Origin of the sequence: Candidatus Desulforudis audaxviator MP104C (assembly GCF_000018425.1) — a bacterium.
GTDB lineage: Bacteria > Bacillota > Desulfotomaculia > Desulfotomaculales > Desulforudaceae > Desulforudis > Desulforudis audaxviator.
In genome coordinates, this window is record NC_010424.1 from 582,662 (window position 1) to 605,138 (window position 22,477).

Annotated in this window: 21 protein-coding genes; 15 read left to right on the plus strand and 6 right to left on the minus strand. The window is 63.7% G+C overall.

What is annotated here, in order from left to right; translation table 11 throughout:
* Positions 1-137 precede the first annotated feature (137 nt).
* From DAUD_RS02770 to DAUD_RS12305, 5 genes are all read right to left on the minus strand, one after another.
* Positions 138-1,514 carry a TrkH family potassium uptake protein gene (locus tag DAUD_RS02770; protein ID WP_012301675.1) on the minus strand — a complete coding sequence of 459 codons (1,377 nt, stop codon included), beginning with the start codon at positions 1,512-1,514 and terminating at the stop codon, positions 138-140.
* A 164-nt stretch (positions 1,515-1,678) separates the two neighbouring features.
* On the minus strand, positions 1,679-1,990 hold the full coding sequence (locus DAUD_RS02775) for a spore coat protein (protein ID WP_012301676.1): 312 nt from the start codon (positions 1,988-1,990) through the stop codon (positions 1,679-1,681).
* 37 nt (positions 1,991-2,027) lie between these two features.
* Positions 2,028-2,249, minus strand: a complete 222-nt coding sequence (locus DAUD_RS02780; RefSeq protein WP_012301677.1) for a spore coat protein — start codon at positions 2,247-2,249, stop codon at positions 2,028-2,030.
* A 202-nt stretch (positions 2,250-2,451) separates the two neighbouring features.
* A complete protein-coding gene (locus DAUD_RS12300; RefSeq protein ID WP_012301678.1) occupies positions 2,452-2,601 on the minus strand; it encodes a hypothetical protein in 150 nt (49 codons plus the stop codon).
* 18 nt (positions 2,602-2,619) lie between these two features.
* Positions 2,620-2,784: a hypothetical protein gene (locus DAUD_RS12305; RefSeq protein ID WP_166485079.1), complete on the minus strand. Its 165-nt coding sequence runs from the start codon at positions 2,782-2,784 to the stop codon at positions 2,620-2,622.
* 203 nt (positions 2,785-2,987) lie between these two features.
* Here DAUD_RS12305 and miaB point away from each other — a divergent pair, with 203 nt between their 5' ends.
* The 11 genes from miaB (at position 2,988) to trxB (ending at position 16,280) form a co-directional block, all read left to right on the plus strand.
* Positions 2,988-4,313, plus strand: a complete 1,326-nt coding sequence (gene miaB, locus DAUD_RS02785; protein WP_049752642.1) for a tRNA (N6-isopentenyl adenosine(37)-C2)-methylthiotransferase MiaB — start codon at positions 2,988-2,990, stop codon at positions 4,311-4,313.
* A gap of 256 nt (positions 4,314-4,569) precedes the next feature.
* Positions 4,570-5,409, plus strand: a complete 840-nt coding sequence (locus DAUD_RS02790; protein WP_012301680.1) for a sulfide/dihydroorotate dehydrogenase-like FAD/NAD-binding protein — start codon at positions 4,570-4,572, stop codon at positions 5,407-5,409.
* Positions 5,403-6,842 (plus strand): NADPH-dependent glutamate synthase, encoded by a 1,440-nt coding sequence (gene gltA / locus DAUD_RS02795; protein ID WP_012301681.1) that lies wholly within the window; start codon positions 5,403-5,405, stop codon positions 6,840-6,842. The genes DAUD_RS02790 and gltA overlap by 7 nt, the downstream gene beginning before the upstream one ends.
* 129 nt (positions 6,843-6,971) lie before the next feature.
* Positions 6,972-7,319 carry a YlbF/YmcA family competence regulator gene (locus tag DAUD_RS02800; RefSeq protein WP_012301682.1) on the plus strand — a complete coding sequence of 116 codons (348 nt, stop codon included), beginning with the start codon at positions 6,972-6,974 and terminating at the stop codon, positions 7,317-7,319.
* A gap of 200 nt (positions 7,320-7,519) precedes the next feature.
* Positions 7,520-10,174 carry a DNA mismatch repair protein MutS gene (gene mutS / locus DAUD_RS02805; protein WP_408609604.1) on the plus strand — a complete coding sequence of 885 codons (2,655 nt, stop codon included), beginning with the start codon at positions 7,520-7,522 and terminating at the stop codon, positions 10,172-10,174.
* Between the two features lie 160 nt (positions 10,175-10,334).
* On the plus strand, positions 10,335-12,032 hold the full coding sequence (gene mutL / locus DAUD_RS02810) for a DNA mismatch repair endonuclease MutL (protein ID WP_012301684.1): 1,698 nt from the start codon (positions 10,335-10,337) through the stop codon (positions 12,030-12,032).
* A complete protein-coding gene (locus DAUD_RS02815) occupies positions 12,029-12,832 on the plus strand; it encodes a class I SAM-dependent methyltransferase (protein ID WP_012301685.1) in 804 nt (267 codons plus the stop codon). Before mutL ends, DAUD_RS02815 begins: the two co-directional genes overlap by 4 nt.
* A complete protein-coding gene (gene miaA / locus DAUD_RS02820) occupies positions 12,829-13,761 on the plus strand; it encodes a tRNA (adenosine(37)-N6)-dimethylallyltransferase MiaA (protein ID WP_012301686.1) in 933 nt (310 codons plus the stop codon). The genes DAUD_RS02815 and miaA overlap by 4 nt, the downstream gene beginning before the upstream one ends.
* Positions 13,762-13,812: 51 nt before the next feature.
* A complete protein-coding gene (gene hfq, locus DAUD_RS02825; RefSeq protein WP_012301687.1) occupies positions 13,813-14,064 on the plus strand; it encodes an RNA chaperone Hfq in 252 nt (83 codons plus the stop codon).
* A 55-nt stretch (positions 14,065-14,119) separates the two neighbouring features.
* Positions 14,120-15,352, plus strand: coding sequence for a methionine gamma-lyase family protein (locus DAUD_RS02830; protein WP_408609609.1), 1,233 nt, complete (start codon positions 14,120-14,122; stop codon positions 15,350-15,352).
* Positions 15,353-15,365: 13 nt separating this feature from the next.
* The gene (trxB, locus tag DAUD_RS02835) at positions 15,366-16,280 is read left to right on the plus strand and encodes a thioredoxin-disulfide reductase (protein ID WP_012301689.1); all 915 of its coding nucleotides are present in this window, start codon (positions 15,366-15,368) and stop codon (positions 16,278-16,280) included.
* Positions 16,281-16,477: 197 nt separating this feature from the next.
* Here trxB and DAUD_RS02840 read toward each other — a convergent pair whose 3' ends face one another.
* Positions 16,478-17,296, minus strand: a complete 819-nt coding sequence (locus DAUD_RS02840; RefSeq protein WP_012301690.1) for a carbon-nitrogen hydrolase family protein — start codon at positions 17,294-17,296, stop codon at positions 16,478-16,480.
* Between the two features lie 149 nt (positions 17,297-17,445).
* Here DAUD_RS02840 and DAUD_RS02845 point away from each other — a divergent pair, with 149 nt between their 5' ends.
* The 4 genes from DAUD_RS02845 (at position 17,446) to DAUD_RS02860 (ending at position 22,472) form a co-directional block, all read left to right on the plus strand.
* Complete coding sequence (locus tag DAUD_RS02845) at positions 17,446-17,820, plus strand: LapA family protein (RefSeq protein WP_012301691.1); 375 nt, start codon at positions 17,446-17,448, stop codon at positions 17,818-17,820.
* A 12-nt stretch (positions 17,821-17,832) separates the two neighbouring features.
* Positions 17,833-20,598, plus strand: a complete 2,766-nt coding sequence (locus DAUD_RS02850) for a helicase C-terminal domain-containing protein (RefSeq protein ID WP_012301692.1) — start codon at positions 17,833-17,835, stop codon at positions 20,596-20,598.
* Positions 20,599-20,988: 390 nt separating this feature from the next.
* Positions 20,989-21,624 (plus strand): 4Fe-4S dicluster domain-containing protein, encoded by a 636-nt coding sequence (locus tag DAUD_RS02855; RefSeq protein ID WP_012301693.1) that lies wholly within the window; start codon positions 20,989-20,991, stop codon positions 21,622-21,624.
* Positions 21,621-22,472 (plus strand): CoB--CoM heterodisulfide reductase iron-sulfur subunit B family protein, encoded by an 852-nt coding sequence (locus DAUD_RS02860; RefSeq protein ID WP_012301694.1) that lies wholly within the window; start codon positions 21,621-21,623, stop codon positions 22,470-22,472. Before DAUD_RS02855 ends, DAUD_RS02860 begins: the two co-directional genes overlap by 4 nt.
* Positions 22,473-22,477: the final 5 nt, after the last annotated feature.

A 22,477-nucleotide genomic window follows, 5' to 3' on the forward strand; every position in this document is an offset into this window, starting at 1 on the left:
CTTTTTTCGGCCATTTTCAGGATCGGCCGGGGGCGCGCAAGTAACGATCCTCCGAAAGAGTTGGGATTCGGACTGACAGCTGTACGAACCCGACGTCGGTACCCAAAGCTGGAATGGAGGTGCGGCCCTTGCGGTTTTCAGCCGATGATGACCTGTTCCTCAGGGTATTTGAGTTTCGACTTTTTGATCGGCTTAGTCAACGCCCAGATGATCGTAAGCGGCCCAAGCCGGCCGATAAACATACAGATGGTGACCACCAGTTTCCCGGCCGGGGAAAGCTCCGGGGTCAGGCCCATGCTCAAGCCCACGATTCCCACGGCGGAGGTGGCCTCAAACAGCGTGGTCAGAAAGTCGGCCTGTTCGGTCACCGAAAGAATGAGGGCGGCCAGAAAGATCAGGCCGAACAGGATGATGGTGAGGGCCACCGCCTTGTAGAACTGCGCTAGGGGAATCCGCCGGTCGCGCACATCGATGGATTCGCTGCCCCGGGACAGGGTCCAGACGGATAGGAGCAGGATCGCGAAGGTGGTCACCTTAATCCCTCCGGTGACGGAGTTCGGCCCGCCGCCGATGAACATGAGCCCGATGGTGAAGAACTGGGTGGCCGGGTGCAGCGCCTCGGTGGCCACTGTGGAAAAGCCGGCCGAGCGGGAGGTAACGGCCTGGAAAAAGGCGGCCAGGACCTTTCCGGGACCGGTTAAATCGGCGAAGGCGCGGTTGTGTTCCAGGAGCAGCACAACCAGGGTGCTGAACACCAGGAGCACGACGGTGGTTACGATGACGATCTTGCTGTGCAGGGTCAATTTTTTGAAGCTGCGCTGCTGGTAGAGGTCAACAATAACGATGAACCCCAGACCGCCCAGGATCACCGGGATGGCGACGGCTAGGTTCACGATCACGTCCTCGGTGTAGGCCGTCAGGCTCCGGAAGCCGCCGAACAGATCAAAGCCGGCGTTGTTGAAAGCAGACACGCCGTGAAACACGCCCATCCACAGGCCCCGCGGCCAGCCGAAATCGGCGATGAACCTTGCGGCGAGGACGGCGGCGAAAAAGGCCTGGATCGCCAGGGTGATCACGATGATCTGGATCACCAGGCGGACGACACCCCCCACCCGGTTCTGACTCAGCGATTCCCGGATGAGCAAGCGCTGGCGGAGGCCGATGCGACGGCCCGTAAGGACCAGGATCAGGCTGGCCACGACGATGAAGCCCAGGCCGCCGACCTGAATCAGGCCGAGGATCACCGCCTGGCCGAAGGGCGACCAGTTGGTGCCGGTATCGACCACCACCAGGCCGACGACGCAGGTCGCCGAGGTGGCGGTGAAAAGCGCCACGAGAAAACTATTATCTCCGCCCGGGGCGACGGCGGCGGGCAGGCTCAAAAGGAAGGTGCCGGCGGCGATCAGCAGGCCGAAGCCCAGCAGAAGAATCCGCTGAGGAGTGAACAGTTCCGGGGTGCCGCGGCCGGCACCGAACCCGGTGGGCCCTGTCTGAAACCTGTCCTTATTAGCCATGTTACACCAATTCTACCCATTACGGCTTTTCCCTCTTCCCGGAGGTTCCCGGCGACAGACGGCTCGGGTTGGAGCTTCGCCGCCGGGGGTTACCGACGGGTTCCAAATAAATAAATAAATAAACTTCGCAGCCAGCGGGCTGCGAAGTTTGCCTGGATTCCGGACTAAAAAGCGCCGGGGTTGGGTCCCTGGAACTGCTGCATCTCCGGGCGGTAAGCGGTGTAGTGTGGAGATTGCTGCTGGAACTGGGTCCGCATCCCCATTCCGGTGGCCGGTTCGACGTGGTACCATCCCCGCTGATGCATAAGATCGAACAGGGTTTTGTTCATCATCAGGGTGTCGTTGTGCATCCGGAAAAAGGCGTTTCGGATGTTGTCGTTGGATGCCTCGATGACGGCCCGGTGAAAAGTGCCGGACGCGTGCTTGGTACCCTCGAGGCAGTCGGTCACGATATCACGGTCGTTCAGGTGATGCATGCCTTTATCCCTCCTTAAGTGTTGATTGGGCTTAGGTCTAGGCCGTTTGTCCGCCGCCTTGCATTCCGGCCTGCTGCATGAAGCTGTTCAGCATGTTCGTGTGCTGCTGGCACAGATTGTGGTACTGGCTGAGCACCGACCGGATCTGGGGATCCTGGACCTGGTTCATATAGGCGGACAGCTTCTTGGCACACAGGCTTTCGTGCCGCAAGAGTTCGGTGATGTTCAGCTTTTCGATCTGGCTCATCTGAAAGTCCACGTTTGTCACCTCCTTGCCGAATGACGGTTGAATACTTGTCTTATTATGCTAATGAAATTCCTGAATTATACGAATTATGTGTTTTATAGAAACCCCCCACTTTGGGTCATACTCTTTTGCGCCGGGGTGGTGAAATCCTTTCCCGTTCGGGCTGGAAAGAAAAATGCTGCCAGCAACTGGAACTGGCAGCGGTTTGGGTCTGTTACTTCTTGTCGTTGAAGGGCACCCGGTATCCGGTCAGGTCTTCGGCGACGTAGCCGGGGGCGATGTCGGCGCCGACCGGCCGGTTGGTGCCTACCGGTGCTTTCTTGTCGTTCTGTTTCTTCCGCTTTTCCTTTTTCTTGGCTGCCAAGGATTTTTTCCTCCTCCACTAACGGTTTTCAAAGGTGGGGTTGTTCATGAGGCCTTCAATCAGCTCGTCCGCTTCTTCCGCCGCGGCGTCCGGTTCGTGCACGGGCGTGCTCAATACGGCGGCACCGGTTTCCGTTCGGGCCACTACGTGTTCGTCATCCCGGTCGTCGGCACTCGGCCACATACGTTCTCACTCCTTGGGCCGGAATTGTCCGGCACCTGCTATTCACGCTTAGTATCTATCGGCGAGCGCAGTCTATGCAGTCCGCCCCTCTCTATGATTGTTAATTATTCCGTCTCATTCTCCGAGTTGAACCAGACAACCTTGAGATTGTCTAAGTTTAGCGGGATGGATAAGATAAGGTTGAGGTGTTTTTCGCATTGGAAATGGAACGGAAGTTCGTGCATACAATTACCTTCGGCTGCCAGATGAACGAATTTGACTCTGAACTGATGACCGGGCTGCTTGAGGGAATGGGCTACGAGCCAGCGAAATCCCTCAGGGAGGCCGACCTGGTGCTGATCAACACCTGCTGCGTGCGCGAGAGCGCCGAAAACAGGGTCTGGGGGCTTCTGGGGAGCCTGAAGCGGTACAAGCGGGACAAGCCTGAGCTGATCGTGGCCGTTTCGGGGTGCCTGCCGCAGCAGGAGGGGACGGCCGAGGAGATCATCCGGCGTTTTCCGGTGGTGGACCTGGTGCTGGGCACCCACAACCGCCACGAACTGCCGGGTTTGATTGAGGAAGTCCGGGCGGGGCGGCGGCCGGTTCTGGGCGTGCGGCAGCCGGACAGCGCCGTGCCGGAGGGGCTGCCGGTCCGCCGCAAGAGCGGCTTGCGGGCCTGGGTGCCGGTCATCCATGGGTGCAACAACTTCTGCACCTACTGTGTCGTACCCTATGTCCGCGGGCGGGAATGCAGCCGCCGTCCCGACGCCGTCGTGGACGAAGTTTGCGGCCTGGCTGCGGCGGGCTACCGCGAGGTGACTCTGCTCGGCCAGAACGTGAACTCTTACGGCCGGGACCTGGGCGAAGGGATCGACTTCGCGGCGCTCCTGGCCCGGCTGGACGGAGTCGAGGGTCTCTGGCGCATCCGGTTCACCACTTCCCACCCGCGGGACTTCACGGACAGGCTGATTGAGGTGGTCGCCCGGGCGGCGAAGGTGTGCGAGCACATCCACCTGCCGGCCCAGGCCGGGTCAAACCGGGTCCTGCAGCGGATGAACCGGGGCTACACCCGGGAGGACTACCTTGACCTGGTGGCCAGGATCCGGGCGGCGGTTCCCGATGTTTCTCTGACCACCGACCTCATGGTTGGGTTCCCGGGGGAGACGGAGGAAGACTTCGCGGATACGCTGGACCTGGTACGGCGGGTCGGGTACGACCAGGCCTTCACTTTCGTGTACAACCCCCGGCGGGGCACCCCGGCCGCCGGATGGCCGGACCAGGTACCGGAAGACGTGAAGTCAAGGCGTATCCAGGAGTTGATCCAGGTGCAGAAAGAGATCGGGCTGGCCCGGAACCGGGCCGAGGAGGGAAAGGTCCTGGAAGTGCTGGTCGAGGGGCCGAGCGCCACCAGACCGGACCTGCTGTCCGGGCGCAGCCGCACCAACAAGACGGTGGTATTTCCTGGGGAACCCGGGCTTGCCGGGCAGCTGGTCCGGGTCCGGGTCGAGGTCGGGCACCTCACTTACCTGGCGGGCCGCGTGGAAGACTAGGCGCTCAAAATTGGGAGCGTCTGTCAAACATAATATTGTATACTAGTCTGGCAGTTAGTTCACAGTATGGACGGGTTGTGGTAAAATTATTGAGTCAGAACGAGATGATCACCGTACAAGGTTCTTGAGGCGGGGATAGCCGTTCACGGCCTTCCCCGCAAATCTTAACAAGAGTTTTGCCGGGCGTTCGGAGTGGGGCCGGGGGACATCCCAGCGGGTTTACCCAGGGGAGTATGCCGAGGGGGGCAGGGAGCATTTGTACAGGATCTTGAGGAAAGAGGTCTTTTCCCCGTCCGTGAAGCTCCTCGAGATCGAGGCGCCGCGGGTGGCGAGAAAGGCCCAGGCCGGACAGTTTGTGATGCTGCGCGTGTACGAGCGGGGGGAGAGGATTCCACTTACCGTAGCGGACTGCGACCCGGAGCGGGGGTCCGTTACGGTCGTTTTTATGGAGGTCGGCAAGACCACCCGGCTGTTGGGAAGCCTGGAGGAAGGGGCGGGTATCCTGGATTTTGTCGGGCCGTTGGGGAACCCGACGGAGATTGAAAAATTCGGCCGCGTGGCCTGCGTCGGCGGCGGCGTGGGCGTGGCCTGCATCTACCCGATCTGCCGGGCGCTCAAGAAGGCCGGGAACGAGGTGATCGCGGTCGTGGGGGCGCGGACCAAGGAGCTCCTGTTCTGGGAAGACCGGCTCCGGGAGACTGTGGACGAACTCTTGATCACTACCGATGACGGTTCCTACGTGCGCAAGGGTTTTGTGACCGACGTGCTCCGGGAGGTGGCCGGGCGTGAGAACCCTCCCGACCGGGTGGTGGCTGTGGGGCCGCTCCCCATGATGCGGGCGGTTTGCGGTGTGACCAAGGAGTTCGGCCTGAAAACAATCGTCAGTTTGAACCCGATTATGGTCGACGGCATCGGGATGTGCGGCGCTTGCCGCGTTACGGTCGGCGGTGAGACCCGGTTTGTGTGTGTCGAAGGGCCGGAGTTCGACGGGCACGAGGTTGATTTTGCGGAGCTGGCCCAGCGGTTGCAGCGTTACCGCGCTCAGGAGCAGGAGTCGCTGGCCAGGTACGAGGCGGGGTGTGGCGGACGATGTTAGGCGGGGGAGACGGGCAAAAGGTCAAAAAGAAGATCATTCCCCGGCGGGTGGCCATGTCCTGCCGGGATCCGCGGGAGAGAATCCGGGACTTTGAAGAGGTGGCGCTGGGGTACACTCCCGAAGAGGCGGTGGCCGAGGCCCAGCGGTGCATCCAGTGCAAGGAGGCAAACTGCCGGCAGGGCTGTCCCGTCGGAGTGGACATCCCGGCCTTTATCGGGCTGATCCGGGACGGCCGGTTCGAAGCTGCGGCCGCAAAAGTCCAGGAGCAAAACCTGTTGCCGGCCATCTGCGGCCGGGTTTGTCCCCAGGAGAACCAGTGTGAGAAGTTCTGCACCATGGGCAAGAAACACGACCCGGTGGCCATCGGCCGGCTGGAAAGGTTCGTGGGGGATTTCGAACTGGCCCGGGATAGGGAAGCGCCCCCCGTGGCGGCCCCTAGCGGCAAAAGAGCGGCGGTGGTGGGTTCGGGCCCGGGCGGGCTGACCTGTGCCGCCGACCTGGCCCGGCGGGGCCACGCGGTGACCATCTTTGAGTCCCTGCACAAACCCGGGGGTGTGTTGACTTACGGGATTCCGGAGTTCCGTCTGCCGAAGCGGGTGGTGCAGGCCGAGATCGACGTCCTGCGCCGCATGGGCGTGCAGATCGAGTGCAACGTGGTGGTGGGCCGGACGGTCACCGTCGACGAGCTTTTTGCCGAGGGGTTCGAGGCCGTGTACATCGGTACGGGGGCTGGCACCCCACTTTTCCCGAACCTGCCGGGTGAAAACATGCCCGGCATCAAGTCGGCGAGCGGCTTTTTGACCCGGGTGAACCTGATGCACGCCTACGAGTTCCCAGAGTACGACACCCCCGTGTTGATCGGACGCCGGGTGGTGGTGCTGGGCGGCGGAAACGTGGCTATGGACGCGGCCCGCACGGCGCTGCGCCTAGGGGCCGAAGATGTGCGGATTGTCTACCGCCGTTCCGAGGAGGAAATGCCGGCCCGGCGGGAAGAGCGGCACCACGCGGCCGAGGAAGGGGTGCGGTTCCAGTTTCTAAGTGCGCCGGTGCGGTACGAGGCGGGTGAGACCGGCTGCGTGAGCCGGCTGGAGTGTATGTGCTGCGAGTTGGGTGAACCGGACGCCTCCGGGCGCCGCCAGCCAAACCTGGTGCCGGGGTCTGAGTTTTTCCTGGACGTGGATACGGTCATCATCGCCATCGGGCAGCGGCCCAACCCGTTGATTCAGGCGACCACCTCGGGGTTGGCCACCAGCCGGAAGGGAACGATCATCGCTGATCCGGCGACCGGAGCGACCACCCGGCGCGGGGTGTTCGCCGGCGGGGACGTGGTCACGGGGGCGGCGACGGTCATCCTGGCCATGGGCGCGGGGCGGACCGCGGCCCGTACGATCGACGCTTACCTCCGGGGTGAGACCGATCCCTGGTCGGGATAGGGGTTGCATTTATTTCCGAACCTCCGTTATAATTAGGTCAATAATCAGCAAGGTAATCACTGAGGCCTCCCGTTTTGCAGGTCTTGTTGTTTTGTCTTGCAGGTCGTAGAAGTTCGAGGAGGTGACAGAGTGTCGGTAATCCTGAAAGCCATGGAACTGGGCCAGGAGATTTCCCAATCCGCGGAACTGAAGAAGATGCGGGAAGCGGAAGCGACTGTGCACGCCGATCCGGCGGCCGCCGACATGATCCGCGAGTTCCAGGTGAAGCAGCGCATAATGGTCGAGGCGCGCTCGGCAGGCCGGAGACTCACCGGCGAGGAGCAGGACGAACTGGTGAACCTGCACCAGCGGATGACCGCAAACCCGAAGATCAAGGAATTCATGGAAGCGCAGCGCCAGTTTCACGAAATGATCAATGACATTAACCGGATTCTGCAGCAGGCCATTACCGGAAACACCTGCACGCCGAGCGGGTGAGCGTCGTGCGGGCCCTCCGGGTGCGGGCCGACATCTTAGTGTCGGGTTGAAACAGCCGGTAGCATCAGTAAAGTTTGATTCAAGTGGCGGTCGGGGAGAGATTCCCGGCCGTCTTTGTTTCGGTGTGTTTCCGGGGTTTCCCTTTTTGAGGAGAGGACCGGCGTGTTATAATGGCCACAGCAATCAGGCCCGGCGGAGGTATGGCAGTGGCGGTTACTCCCATGATGCGACAATACCGGGAAATCAAAAGCCGGTATCCGGATGCGATCCTGTTTTTCCAGATGGGCGACTTCTTCGAGATGTTTTTTGAGGATGCCGAGAAGGCCGCGCCCGTGTTGGAGGTCGCCCTAACGGGGAGGGACGCCGGAGAGCTGGGGCGAGTGCCGATGTGCGGCATACCCGTGCACGCGGTGGAGAACTATTTAGGTAAGCTGGTGGCCGGAGGATACCGGGTGGCGATCTGCGAACAGGTTGAAGACGCACAAGCCGCCCGGGGTGTGGTGCGCCGGGAGGTCACCCGCGTGGTTACTCCAGGCACGCTGATTGAAAGACAATTGCCGGATGAACGCGGCAACAACTACCTGGCGGCCGTGGGCCGGGCGGGGCACGGCTGGGGACTGGCGGCCGCCGATGTGAGCACCGGCGACTTTATCGTCGGGACCTACACGGGGGATACGGCCTGGACAAGGCTGGTGGAGGAACTGGCCCGGCTGGCGCCGCGGGAAGTGCTTCTGGCGGGTGTCCCCTGGGGGGGGGAGGTTCCCGAGCCCCCCCGGAAATTTGGAGACCATGTCCCCGCCGCCGTCGTCACCGTGCCGGACCCTTATCTCGAAGCGGCTGCCGGGACCCTGGAAGCCCACTTCGGGCCGGATGCCGTTGCGTCCGCCTCCTGGGCGCGGCACCCGGCCGCCAGGCAGGCCGCCGGCGTACTGCTGGTCTACCTGAATGAGACCCAGAAACGCGTACTTTCACACCTCCGTTATGTGCGCAGCCCGCTGCCGGAAAGGCATATGCTCCTGGACGGCGCCACCAGACGCAATCTGGAACTCACCGCTTCCCGGGACGGCGGCCGCCGGCACACGCTGTTTGGAGTGCTGGACCATACGGTCACGGCGATGGGCGGCCGGCGGTTGCGCCAGTGGCTGGAGCAGCCGCTGCTGGTGGTGGAGGAAATCCGGGAACGGCTGGACGCGGTGGGGAGACTTGCGGCCGACCGGATCAAGCGGGAAACACTGCGGGAACGGTTGAAAGGTATGTACGACATCGAGCGCCTGGCCGGCCGGGTGGCGTACGGCACGGCCCACGCCCGGGATTTGCTGGCGCTCTCGTCTTCGCTCGAAGCAATGTTCGGCGTACGGGACCTGCTGAAAGGTGAACCGGGACTTCTGGGGCGCCTGGCGGCCGATATCGATCCGCCCGCCGAGCTTGTGGACCTGCTGAAACGGGCGCTTGCCGACGACCCGCCGTTGTCCCTGCGGGAAGGGGGCCTTATCCGTGCGGGCTACGATCCGGAGGTCGACCGCCTGCGGGAGGCAAGCACCCGGGCGCGTGAGTGGCTGGCCGGGCTGGAGGCGCAGGAGCGGGAGCGGACCGGAATCCGGTCCCTGAAGGTGGGTTACAACCGGGTGTTCGGTTACTACATCGAGGTCACCAGGGCGAACCAGCACCTGGTCCCGGAGGATTACCGGCGCCGGCAGACCCTGGTGAACGCGGAACGTTACATCACCCCCGAACTGAAAGAGTACGAGAGCCTGATCCTGGGGGCCCGGGAGCGGATGGTGGAGTTGGAGTACCGCCTGTTCGTGGAACTGCGGGACCGGGTACACTCCGAACTGGCACGGATCGGCCGGTCGGCCCGCGCGGTAGCCCGCCTGGACGCCCTCGCCTCCCTGGCCGAGGCGGCCGTGCGCGAAAACTACACCGCCCCCGTGGTCGACGACGCGGACCGGATCCGGATCAAGAACGGACGGCACCCGGTGGTGGAGCGTGTGCTGGGGCCCGGGCGATTTGTCCCGAACGACGTCCTGCTCGACTCAGACTGCCGGATCATGATCCTGACCGGGCCGAACATGGCCGGGAAGAGCACCTACATGCGCCAGGTGGCTCTGATCGTTCTGATGGCCCAGATAGGCAGTTTTGTGCCGGCCGAAGCGGCCGAAATCGGGGTGGTGGACCGGATTTTTACCCGGGTCGGGGCGGCTGACAATCTGGCGGGCGGGGAGAGCACGTTCATGGTCGAAATGAACGAATGTCGGGCTATCCTGGAGCAGGCCACTCCGTCCAGCCTGATCGTCATGGACGAGGTAGGGCGCGGGACAAGCACCTACGACGGCATGAGCCTGGCCCGGGCGCTGATCGAATACCTTCACCGGCGGGTAGGGGCCAAGACCCTGTTTTCCACTCACTACCACGAGCTGACCACCCTGGACGCTCTTCCCGGGGTGGTGAACCACACTGTGACCGTGGCCGAAGAGGGCGACGAGATCGTCTTCCTGCACCGCGTGGTGCCGGGGAAGGCTGACCGCAGCTACGGGATTCAGGTGGCCCGCCTGGCCGGGTTGCCGCCCGCAGTGATCGTCCGGGCCCGGGAAGTCTTGGAGCGGCTCGAGAACGGCCAGGCGGCCGAGCGCTGGAAACGGAGCGCTACGGCCCAGCTCGAACTATTTCCCCGGCAGAAGGAACACCCGGTGCTGAGTGAACTGCGCCGGCTGGACGTGTTGAACATGACGCCGCTCGAAGCCCTGAGCAAGCTTGATGAGTGGCAACGGAGACTGATCCGGGAGCGGACCGGCGGTGCAAACGCCGCCCCGGCGGGAACGCGGAAAAAGAGCCGGGGAAGCGAGGGGACAAGCTGAAATGACGGCCGAGGTCCAACCGGTCCGGGGGCGCGAAGGGACGGCGGCGTGCCCGGGGGCGGAAGTCAGAGTTCTTAAGACTTCCCCGGATGGCTTGATGGCAAGGACGCATTGTTGAACAGTTTCTTGGGGTGCCGTCTACAAGAAGCAGGTGAAAAGTATGGCGCGAATCAGGGTTCTGGATGCCGACACCGTCTCCCGGATCGCGGCGGGCGAAGTAGTAGAGCGGCCGGCGGCCGTGGTCAAGGAGTTGGTGGAAAATGCACTGGATGCTGGAGCCCGGGTGGTGCACATCGACATAGCCGCCGGTGGTCTGGAAAGGATCACGGTTACAGACGACGGGTGCGGAATGGAACCGGGCGACGCCGAACTGGCCCTCCAGCGGCACGCGACCAGCAAGATCACTGCGGCGGAAGACCTGGAGGCGGTCCGGACGCTTGGTTTCCGGGGAGAAGCTCTGCCCAGCATCGCGGCCGTTTCCCGCCTGACGCTCCGCACCCGGCCGGCGGCGTCGTCCGCCGGGACCGTGCTCGAAACTGAGGGCGGGCTGGTGCTTTCGGCGGGCGTGTCCGGTGGCCCCCCGGGAACGGTGGTGACGGTCCGCGACCTTTTCTTCAATACGCCGGCACGCAAGAAGTTTGTCCGGAGCGCCGCCCACGAGGGGGCGATGATCTCGGAGATGGTGGGCCGCCTGGCCCTGTCGCGGCCCGAGGTTGCTTTCCGCCTGACCGTCAACGGCCGCCAGGTGCTGGCGACGTCCGGGTCGGGTGACCTCCTGGATGCGATCGGTGCGGTGTTCGGGGCCGCGGTGGCCCGGGAAATGGTCCCGGTGCGGTTTGAGGAACGCGGGCTTGGGGTATCGGGTTACGTGGGCCGGCCCGGAGTGTCCCGGAGCAGCAGGCGGCACCAGGTGTTTTTCGTGAACGGCCGGTACATCCGCAGCGCGTATCTGGGGGCGGCGGCCGAGGAGTCACTGCATGGCGCGATGCCGGCAGGAAGGCACGCGGTACTGGTGCTGCATCTGTCGGTCGAGCCCGGAATGGTGGACGTCAACGTGCACCCGGCGAAGCACGAAGTCCGCTTCAGCCAGCCCCGGGACGTGTATGTCGTGGTGCACCGGGCCGTACGTGAGGCCCTGCACCGGGAGATACAAATCCCGGTGGAAGAGTGCGGACACCTGGAATCTGCCTGTTTTCCCGGTGCGGGCACCGGGTTCCGGATACCGGTGCAGGTGACCTTCCAAGGCGGGGAGCCGGAACTGCGCGAAGAAAGCACCGGTTACCAGGGCTTTCCGCAACTGCAGCCCCTGGGCTTTCTGCCGCCGGCCTACATCCTGGCCGGGGGGGCGGACGGGCTCTACATCCTGGACCAGCACGCGGCGCACGAGCGGGTCCTGTTCGAGCAGTACCTTCGTACGTTGGAGCAGTCCGCCGGGAAGCAGCTTCTGGTCCCGGTCATGGTGGAGATACGGGGGCGGGAGGCGCAAACCCTCGAGGATTACGGCCCTTTCCTGCGGCAGGCCGGTTTTGAGGTCGATCCGTTCGGAGAAGGCGCCTATCTGATCCGGACGGTGCCTTCCTTCCTGCGGCCGGGTGCGGAGGCCGTCTTGTTGACCGACGTTTTGGACCGGCTGGCCGGGGAACGGCCGGTGGACGCGGACGCTTTCCGCCGGGTGGTGGCGGCGGTTCTGGCCTGCCACCGGGCGGTCCGCGGCGGGGACAAGCCAGCCGGCCCGGAGGCGGCCGCGCTTTTGACGGACCTCGGCCGTTGCGCGGAGCCATACTTGTGCCCGCACGGCCGTCCAACTCTGATCAGGATCGGTTTTCCGGAACTGGCGCGGAGGTTTCAGCGCGAATGAGCCACGCCGTGAGCATCCTGGTCACGACCTCCATCCGGCCGCGCCGGGCGCAGCGGTTGCAGGCCGAGGAGATAAGCCGTACGCTGGGTTTGCCGTACGTGTCCCGCAGCCGCGAAAGCCTGGAGGCCCTGCGCAGAAAATCCGGGGCGGAAGCGGTGGTGGTAGTGTCCCGCAACCGCGTGGGGCTGGTGTTCGCCGGGAGGGAGTTTTTCTTTCATCCCGGACTGGGCAAGGTGCGCATAAGAAGAATAGAGGCTGGGAAAACTGACCAGATGATACAAGCTATGGGGCTCAAGGCCGGGGACAGCGTGCTGGACTGCACGCTGGGTCTGGGGGCCGACGCCTTGGTCGCCAGTCACGTGGTGGGTGCCGGGGGCCGGGTGGTGGGGCTGGAAGTCGTGCCCGTGGTCGCGATGCTGGTGCGGTGCGGCCTGGAGAATTACGCGGGCGGCGGCCCGCCGGCCGAGGCGATGCGGCGGGTGGAGGTTGTGACGGCCGACCACCGGGAGTACCTGCAGGCTCTGGAGAACGACAGTTTTGACGTGGTCTATTTCGATCCCATGTTCCGGGTGCCCCGTCATGCTTCGAGCGCGATGGAACCGCTGCGGCCGTTGGCCGACGCGCGGGCGCTCGATCCGGAGTCGGTTGGTGAGGCAGTCCGCGTGGCGCGCCGGCGGGTGGTGCTGAAGGAGCGGGCGGGCAGCCCCGAGTTCGAACGTCTCGGCTTCCGGCGGATCACCGGGGGCCGCTATTCACCGGTGGCCTACGGGATCATCGCAAAGGACGGGGATGAGGCGTGACCGTGCCGCCCCCGCTGGTCGTAATCACCGGACCCACGGCCACGGGGAAAACCGAAGTCGGCATCAATGTCGCCCTGGCCTGCGGCGGAGAGATCGTTTCGGCCGATTCGATGATGGTCTACCGGGGGATGGATATCGGCACGGCCAAACCGTCCGCTTCCGAGATGCGGGGTGTACCGCACCACCTGATCGACGTCGTGGACCCGGATGAGGAGTTCAATGTGGCGCGGTACCAGCAACTGGCCGGGGAGGCAATAGTCGGTATTCTCGGGCGGAAACGGGTTCCGCTGCTGGTCGGCGGCACGGGCCTTTACATCCGGTCGGTGGTCGAAGACTACCGGTTTCCGGTACGGGCCGACCGGCGGCTTAGAAACAGATTGCAGGAAGCGGCCGAGCTTTACGGGTGTGCGCGCCTGCACCGCCATCTGGCGGTGGTCGACCCCGTTACCGCCCGTCGGCTGCATCCGAACGACCAGCGCCGGATCATCCGCGCTCTGGAGGTGTACTACCAGTCGGGGATCCCCTTCAGCCGCTATCCGGACCGGCGGGACAGGGCGCCGAAGTACCTTCCGGTCATGTTCGGGCTGAACATGGAACGGGGCCGGCTCTACCGGCGGATCGAAGACCGGGTCGACGCCATGATCCGGGCGGGGCTGGTGCGGGAAGTACAGTCCCTGCTGGAAAAGGGTTACGGTCCCGAACTAGTGGCGATGAAGGGGTTGGGCTACAAGGAAATCGCGGCCCATCTCCGCGGGAGTCTAACACTTGAGGAAGCGATCCATATACTGAAGAGAAACACCCGCCGGTTCGCCAAACGCCAGCTGACCTGGTTCCGGAGAGACGAGCAGATTCGCTGGCTGGACGTGGAGGAATGCGGCGGCCCGGTGGGAGCGGCCCGAGAAATTGTTGGTTCTATTGAGCAGGAGTAATCTCGTTTCCGGCGAAGGATAAATAAGACAATTTACCATGGAGGCACCCCGATGAGCAAAACGCAGATCAACCTTCAGGACGCCTTTTTGAACCAGTTACGTAAGGAGAACATACCGGTCACCATTTTCCTGGTAAATGGTTTTCAACTTAAGGGCGCGGTACGGGGGTTTGACAACTTCACCGTGATCCTGGAGAGCGACGGCAAACAGTTGATGGTCTACAAACACGCGATTTCTACGGTGAGCCCGTCCCGACCGGTGAACACCAGCGCGACACCTGAACACAGAAATGTCGGACAGTAGGGGCCCTTCCCAGGAAGGGCCCCTTGCTGAGAAGCGGATGAACGATCGATTGCTTATGTTGGCGGACGAGGTGGAACAAGAAATCACCGGTGTCTGCCGCGAGATTGAAAAGACGGCCTTTTTCAACCACCAAAAAGTGCTGGCCGCCTTTCACGAACAACGGGTGAGTGAAGCTCACTTTCGGGGTACCACCGGCTACGGGTACGGCGACCTGGGCCGGGAAGTACTGGAACGGGTCTGGGCGCGTATTTTCGGCGCCGAATCAGCCCTGGTCCGGCTGCAGATTGTTTCCGGCACCCACGCGCTGGCGGTCGGATTGTTCGGACTATGCCGCCCCGGGGACGAACTGGTGGCAGTCGGCAAACCATACGACACCCTGGAACGGGTGATCGGTATCCGGGAGGCTCCGGGGTCTCTTGCGGAAATGGGCGTCAGTTACCGCCAGGTCGATTTGAGTCCGGACGGGGAACCCGACCCGGAGGGGTTGCTTGCCGCGCTCGGCCCGCGGACCAGGGTGATACTCCTGCAGCGGTCCAGGGGTTATGAATGGCGTTCGCCTTTGCATCTGGAGGCAATGGCCCGGTTGATCGACGCGGTGAAGCTGCGGTTTCCGCGTGTCTGCGTGGTCGTGGACAACTGCTACGGGGAATTCGTCGAAACCCGGGAACCCTGCCAGGTCGGAGCGGACCTGGTGTGCGGATCGTTGATCAAAAATCCGGGCGGCGGGCTGGCACCGAGTGGCGGCTATCTGGCCGGTTCGGCGGAATGTGTGGAACTGGCGGCCGCCAGGCTTACTGCTCCGGGACTGGGGCGGGCGGTGGGGGCGTCTCTGGGGGATTTGCGGCTTCTGTTCCAGGGTCTGTACCTGGCCCCGCATTTTGTGGCTGAGGCGTTGAAGGGGGCCGTTTTCGCCGCCCGCCTGTTTGAGCGGCTCGGCTATGAGGTCCGGCCCGGTTTTGCGGACCGGCGTACCGACATTGTGCAGGCCATCCGCCTGGGGACGGCGGAGCGGGTGGTCGCCTTCTGCCGGGGCATTCAGAAGGCTTCGCCGGTGGATGCCCACGCCGTGCCCGAACCGGCACCCCTGCCCGGCTACCGGGACGGGGTGGTGATGGCCGCCGGCACCTTCGTGCAGGGCGCGTCACTGGAACTGAGCGCCGATGCTCCGCTTCGCGAGCCTTTCGCCGTCTACCTGCAGGGCGGGTTTTCCCGGGAATACGTAAAACTCGGGGTACTTGCCGCGGCCCGGGAACTGGAAGCGAGCGGCGGACCTTCAATAAGTCGATGAGGTGATGAATCTGATGAAAGACCTGGTCATCATCGGCGGTGGTCCCGGGGGCCTGACCTGTGGGATATACGCCGTGCGGTCGGGGCTGGACGTTGTACTGTACGAGCGGAGCGCTCTGGGCGGCAGCGTCCTTTCCGCCGAGAAGGTCGAAAACTATCCCGGGTTTCCGGGCGGTATCAGCGGTCCCGACCTGATTGCCCGGATGGAGGAGCATGCGCTTCAGATCGGTCTGCCGATAGAGTTCACCGAGGTGCACGAGATCACGCCCGACAACAGCCATTACCGCCTGCGCACCCGAGACGGAGAGGTCTCCACCCGGGTGGTGGTGATCGCCACCGGGACCGGACCCCGCCCCCTGGGGGTGCAGGGCGAGGACCGTCTACGGGGACGCGGTGTCTCCTATTGCGCGGTGTGTGACGGCGCCTTTTTCCGGGACCAGCCGGTGGCCGTGGTCGGGGGTGGGGACGCAGCCGTCGAGGAGGCGCACTACCTCTCCCGGTTTGCCTCCCGCGTTTACCTGGTGCACCCCCGGGAGAGCATCAAGCGCTCGCGGGTCGGGCAGCGGAGAATCGAAGAAAACCGGAAGATTGAAACGGTGCCCAACACCAGGGTGCTGGCCATCAGCGGGGACAGAGCGGTGGACGGGATTGTGCTGGAAAACATCCAGACCGGGGAAAAGTGGAATCTGAAGGTGGACGGAGTATTCGTCTACGTGGGCATTCAGCCGAACAGCTACCTGGTTGAGAAGCTCGTGGACCTCGATAACCGCCGGTTTATTATCACCGACTCGCATATGCGCACCTCCCGGCCCGGGATTTACGCGGTGGGTGACGTGCGCCGCACCCCGCTGCGGCAGATCGCTACCGCGGTAGGCGATGGGGCGATAGCGGCCATCTGGGCCGAGAAGTATATTACTTCACTTTCCTGACCGTCCGGCGGACTCGGATGGTTTCAGGGCTTACCTGTGTTCGGCCCGGCAAAAACACGGTTTTACCGGGCCCGATTCGTTTCACCGGGGCATAAAAAACGCTGTACCGAAGCGGTACAGCAGAAAGGGAGAGGAGTTAGGTTGTTACTGGGTCCGGTAGAATTATAACCAGCAATGGGTGTTATCATACATTTTCACTAAAATTTAATTAAGGTAGACTTTTCGGTCCGGTGCAGGGGCAGCTTTTTCCGAACCTCCGCGACCTGGCCCAAGTCTATCTCGGCCAGGAGCACCGTCTCCCGCTCACCGGCGCAGGCAATTACCTCAGCCCAGGGGTTCACGACCAGCGAATGGCCGTAGTAGGGGTACGGACTGTCCTCCGTCCAGGCCGGGCCGGCGCCGGCCACAAACACCTGGTTATCGACGGCCCGGGCCCGCAGCAGCAACTCCCAGTGCGGAGGGCCGGTGAAGGTGTTGAAGGCGGCGGGGGCGACAATCAGCTCCGCACCGCGTGCCGCCAGGTCCCGGAACAATTCTGGAAACCGGAGGTCGAAGCAGATGGCCACGCCGAAAGTGACCAGGGGCGTGACAAAGACGGTGGGCGGACCGGTTCCGGGGGACAGGGTGTCCGATTCCCGGAAAACCAGGTCATCCGTCTCAATGTTGAACAGGTGCAGCTTGCGCTGGCGGCCGAGCATCCGCCCGTCGGGGCCGTAGACGAAGCAGGTGTTGTAGGTGCGCCCGTCCTCCGCTTCCGGAATTGAGCCGCCGATCAGGTACACGCCCAACTCCCGGGCGGTGCTGGTCAGCATTCGGAAGGTATCCCCGTCCGGGCAGGTTTCGGCGAAGCGGGTGAAGAACTCGTGCTGGTAGGGGCAGTTGAACATTTCAGGCAGCACCACGACCCGGGCCCCGGCCCGCGCGGCTTCAGCCGCCATTTGACGGGCCCGGCTCAGATTTTGCTCCTTGCTCGCGGTCACCGGCATCTGACAGATACCGAGCTTTATTACGCCCATGACCCACCTCCACCGCCCGGTTATGGTAGAATCTGAGTATCTCCGGGAACCGGCGGTTTTATTATAGGGTGTTTAGCGGCGGTGGTAAAACACCCGATCGGGTCCTGAGAAGGCCCGGTGGGCTTTTGGGAAAGGAGAGGCGGCGGGGAATGCAGTTGTTTTTGTTTTTTGGGTTGCTGTTTGCCTTCCTGGTGGCGGTGTTCGCGGTGCAGAATGCGGACCCGGTGGATATTGAGTTCCTGTTCTGGTGGGTGAAGGATGTTTCCCTCTCCCTGGTCGTTCTCGGATCGGTGTTCGCAGGAGCCCTGATCGCCCTGGTGTTGGGTTTTGCGCGCCAGTTCCGGATGGCCAGGCGGATCAAGGAGCTGACGGCCAAACTGGCCGGATATGAAATGGGTTCCAAAGGCACACCGAGGCCCGAAAAACAACACAAGCCGGCGGCTGCAGGTGAAGCCCGCCCGGGGCCGGAGCCAGGAGGCGACGCGCCCGCGGAAAAAGAGGCGGGGCCTGGAATCCGGGAGTAAGGGGAGTGAGCGGTGTCCCGCACGTTTGTGGTGCTGGACTTGGAAACCACCGGCCTCGATCCTCAAGCAGACGAGATTGTTGAGGTCGGCTTGGTGCGTGTCGAGGACGGGAAGCCCGGAGCGGTTTTCCACGCCCTGGTGCGCCCCTCGCGACCTTTGCCGGCGCGGATCAAGAGCCTGACCGGCCTGGACGATGCCGACCTGGCGGAAAGGCCGGATTGGTCCGAAGTGCGCCCGGCGGTGACCGCCTTCCTCGGGAATGAGCCGGTGGTCGGGCACCACGTGCATTTTGACCTGGCCTTCCTGGAAAGGCACGCCGGGTACCGGGCAACGCAGGCGTACGACACCGTGGACCTGGCGCGGCTGGTGCTGCCCGGACTGCCGTCGTACCGCCTGGAGTTGCTGTGTGCGCACCTGGACCTGCCTGAACGGCCGGGCCACCGCGCCATGGAGGACGCCCGGGCGGCGGCCGGGCTGTTCACGGCGCTCCTGGAAAGGTTTTGCCGCCTCGAATTCACCACCCAGGCCACGGTGCACCGCATCCTGTCCCAGACCCCCGGTTCTCCCTGGTTCCCGCTGGTGGACGCGGCGGTGCGGTTGGGGATCAAGACCCTTCCGGACCACGGAATCCAGGCGGCAGGCGACGGTGATTGGCCCGCCGCGGTTCCGGCGGTCGGGGCCGGGGTCAAGACCGTACCCGGGTTCGGCCCGCAGGCCGTTGAAGCGTTCCTGGGGCCCGGCGGTGTGCTGACCCGTCACTTCGCCGACTTTGAATACCGGCGGCCGCAAATGCAGGTTGCACTGGCGGTGGGCCGGGCGCTGGAGGAGCAGACCGTCCTCACGGTGGAAGCCGGCACCGGGACCGGCAAGTCTTTCGCCTACCTGGTGCCGGCCGCGCTCTGGGCCCTGGACGGGGGACGCCGGGTGGTGGTGTCGACCCATACGGTCAACCTTCAGGACCAGTTGATGGAAAAAGACCTACCGCTTCTCGGCCGGGCGCTAGACGCGCCGCTCAAGACCGTGCTCCTGAAAGGCCGGGGGCACTATCTCTGCCTGCGGCGTTGGGGAGCGGCCGTGAATGAACAGAGCTTTTTACCCGACGAGGGCTTCTTGTATGCCCGCATTGCGGTGTGGCTGGCCCGGACGAAAACCGGAGACCGGGCCGAACTCAGCCTGCGGCCGGAGGAAAAGGGATTCTGGGACGGAGTGGCCGCGGGAGACTGGGGCTGCGCGCACGCGTACTGCCGTTTCAACAGTGTCTGTTTCTTGCAGCGGGCCCGGCGGGCCGCCGAACAGGCGCACCTGGTGATCACCAACCATTCACTCCTGCTTTCCGACCTGAAGATGGAAAACCGACTGCTGCCGGCATACGACGCCCTGGTGCTGGACGAAGCACACCACCTCGAGGGGGTGGCCACCGAGCAACTGGGGACCACCGTATCGCGGGGCGCGCTGGAACGGTGGGTGGAGGGGCTGAACCGGCTGACCGGAAGAATCGGCGAGTTCTACCCGGACAACCGGGATGAGTTTCTCCGGGACGGGGAGGCACTGCTGGCGGCGGTACGGCGTTTTTTCGCCCTGCTGGGTGCGCGTCTGCGGCGGCGGGAACTTCCGGAGGAAGACTTTGCGGCGGAGCGCCTCGGTCCGCGGGCCCTGGACGCGTGCCCGGAAACGGCGGGAAGTTACCTTGAACTTGCCGGGAGTCTGAAAGCCTACGTGCAACGGCTGTCTAGGGCGGTCGAGCGGCTGACCGACAGCACCGTGCCGGCGGTTCAGGAGGAACTGCGGGTGGGGCTCGAGCAGGAGTTGGCGGTTGGCAAGCGCTTGGCCAGCGACCTGGAGTTCGTATACGAGGCCGCCGATCCCGGGTATGTTTTCTGGCTCGAGGGCGGGGGGCGGCAGACCGCCGAGGGCGTGCTCCGCGCGGCGCCGGTCCACGTAGGGGAGCTCTTGCACGACGGCTTCTTCCGCTCCGGCAAGCCGGTCATTCTCACTTCGGCCACACTCACCGTCCAAAGTTCGTTCTCCTTTTTTGACGAGCGGGTGGGGCTTGAGCATTTGCCGCGGGACCTGCGGGGCAGCCTGATCGTTGGTTCTCCTTTCGCCTATGCCGAACAGGCCCTGCTGTACGTGGTGACCGACCTGCCCGACCCGGGAGACGGGGACGGGGCCTACCTGGACGCCGTCAGCGATGCCCTCGGGCGGATCGTCGGGGTCACCCGGGGCCGGACGCTTGCACTATTTACCGCACATAAAGCGTTGCGCACCGCATATAGAAGACTGAAACCCGTCTTGGAAAAGCAAGGCTTGGAACTGTTGGGTCACGGCCTGGACGGGGGGCGGGCGCGTCTTTTGCAGTATTTCCGCAACACACCCCAGGCGGTGCTGTTTGGGGCCTCCAGTTTTTGGGAAGGGGTGGACGTTCCGGGGGACGCGCTGTCCTGCCTGGTGATTGTGAAACTCCCGTTTGAACCGCCCAACCGCCCTGTGCTCCAGGCGCGGCGCGAGGAGGTCCGCCGGCGGGGCCGGAGTGACTTCAACGACCTGTGCCTACCGCAAGCCGTGCTCCGCCTGAAACAGGGTTTTGGACGCCTGATCCGTACCACCGCGGACCGGGGCGTGGTGATTATTTTGGATAACCGGCTGGTACGGAAAAGGTATGGCGCCCTGTTTTTGGAGTCCCTGCCGGCGGCGCCGATGCACGGGTCCCTGGAGGCAGGGCTGGAAGCGACGGCCGCGTTTCTTTTTGACGGCACGTTTGCGGCTTCAAAGCCATAAAATACTCTATCAACGCCTGGAGGAGGGAAAGGTCTTGCGTGTCTACTTCATTCGTCTCCCGGGTTTCCTGAAGTCGATTCTGGCAAAGATCATCAAGTAGGAAGTCCAACCGCAAAAGGCGGGCAAAATCAAAAACCCGCTTTGGTTCTGCGGGTATAAGTTCTTCCGCTGGGGGCTCTTTCACGTGTTCCCCAGCCTTACCACGGAGCCGACACAGGGTGGAGCTGCGCCGTGTGGGGGGACATCACCGCTCTCTCATCCACCAGAGAGCCTCCCCCGACCCTGCTCACGGGTCACACCGGATCCTGTCTGCATTATACCAGTCCGGAGCAGTCGTGACAAGGGGAAACCGAAAAAACGGCCCGCACATTTTTTAGAGGACTTTGGCCCTTGGCGGCGAAGATAATCGAAAACCAGGTTGTTATTTTTTTTGCTTTCAGGGCGGAGGAAACGGAGCAGGTGCTGAATTTCTCCCGGGCGGCGGCGGACGGCGCCCAGTTTGTCAAAGAAGTTGAAAGGCTTAGCGGGCAACGGCTCACGAATTGTTACCAGTGTGGCAAATGTACGGCCGGTTGCCCACTTGCTTTTTCCATGGATCTGATGCCCCACCAAGTGATCCGCCTGATCCAACTGGGACTGCGGGAGGAGGCGCTGGACAACAGGGCGGTCTGGCTCTGTTCGACCTGCGCGACCTGCAGCACCCGGTGTCCGCGGAACGTAGACCTGGCCGGGCTGATGGATGCCCTGCGGATCATGGCCCGCCGCGAAGGGCGGACCGGGAAGGGGGCCGGCGCGGCGCTCTTTCACCACATCTTCCTGGATTCGGTGCGCCGTCACGGCCGGGCCCACGAGTTGGGCATCGGCCTAAAGCATAACTTGAGAACCGGGAAACTATTCAAGGACAGTGACCTAGCCCGCGGCCTGCTGGTCCGGGGGCGGCTCAGATTCCGCCCCTCCCGGATCAAGGGGGCGGCGGAGGTGTCCCGTATCTTCGCCGAGGTTAAACGCGTGGAGGAAGGTAAATGAAGTACTCCTACTACGCGGGCTGTTCGCTGCACGCCACCGGCCGGGAGTTTGACCTTTCGACCCGGGCGGTGTGCGGCCGGCTGGGGATCGGACTTTCTGAAATCCCGGACTGGAACTGCTGCGGGGCGACCTCGGCTCACAGCACCAGTCATCTGCTGGCCGTGGCACTGGCGGCCCGTAACCTGGCCCTGGCCGACGAACAGGGCACCGGCGATGTGCTCGTGCCCTGCGCCGCCTGTTACCACCGGCTGGCGGTGGCGCGCAAGGAACTGGGGGAAGATCCCGGACTTCGGGACCAGGTGGCGCAGGTCACCGGCCGGGACTACAGCGGGCGGGTCGGCGTGCGTTCCTTGCTGGAGGTGCTGGCGGGTATGGATCCCGAACACCTGAACACGCAAATCTCACGGCCCGTAAACGGGCTGAAAGCGGCCTGCTATTACGGCTGCCTGCTGGTTCGGCCACCGGCCGTCACGGGGTTTGACGACCCCGAAGACCCGCGGTCCATGGACGATCTGATCCGCCTGGCCGGGGCGGAGCCGGTGCCGTGGGGTTACAAGACCGAGTGCTGCGGGGCGGCCCACGGGGTAGCGAACGAACCGGTGACGCTGAAGCTGGTGCGCGACATCCTGGAGGTGGCGCGCCGCGCCGGTGCGGACTGCCTGGTGTGCGCCTGCCCCCTCTGCCAGAACAACCTCGACGCCCGTCAGGAGCACGTGAACCGGGCCTTCGGCACGGACTTCCGCCTGCCGGTGCTGTATTTCACCCAGTTGCTCGGACTGGCCTTGGGATTTTCGGCCCGGGAACTGGGCCTGGACAAGCATTTCGTAAAATTCGGGTTGCGAGTGTAGACTCA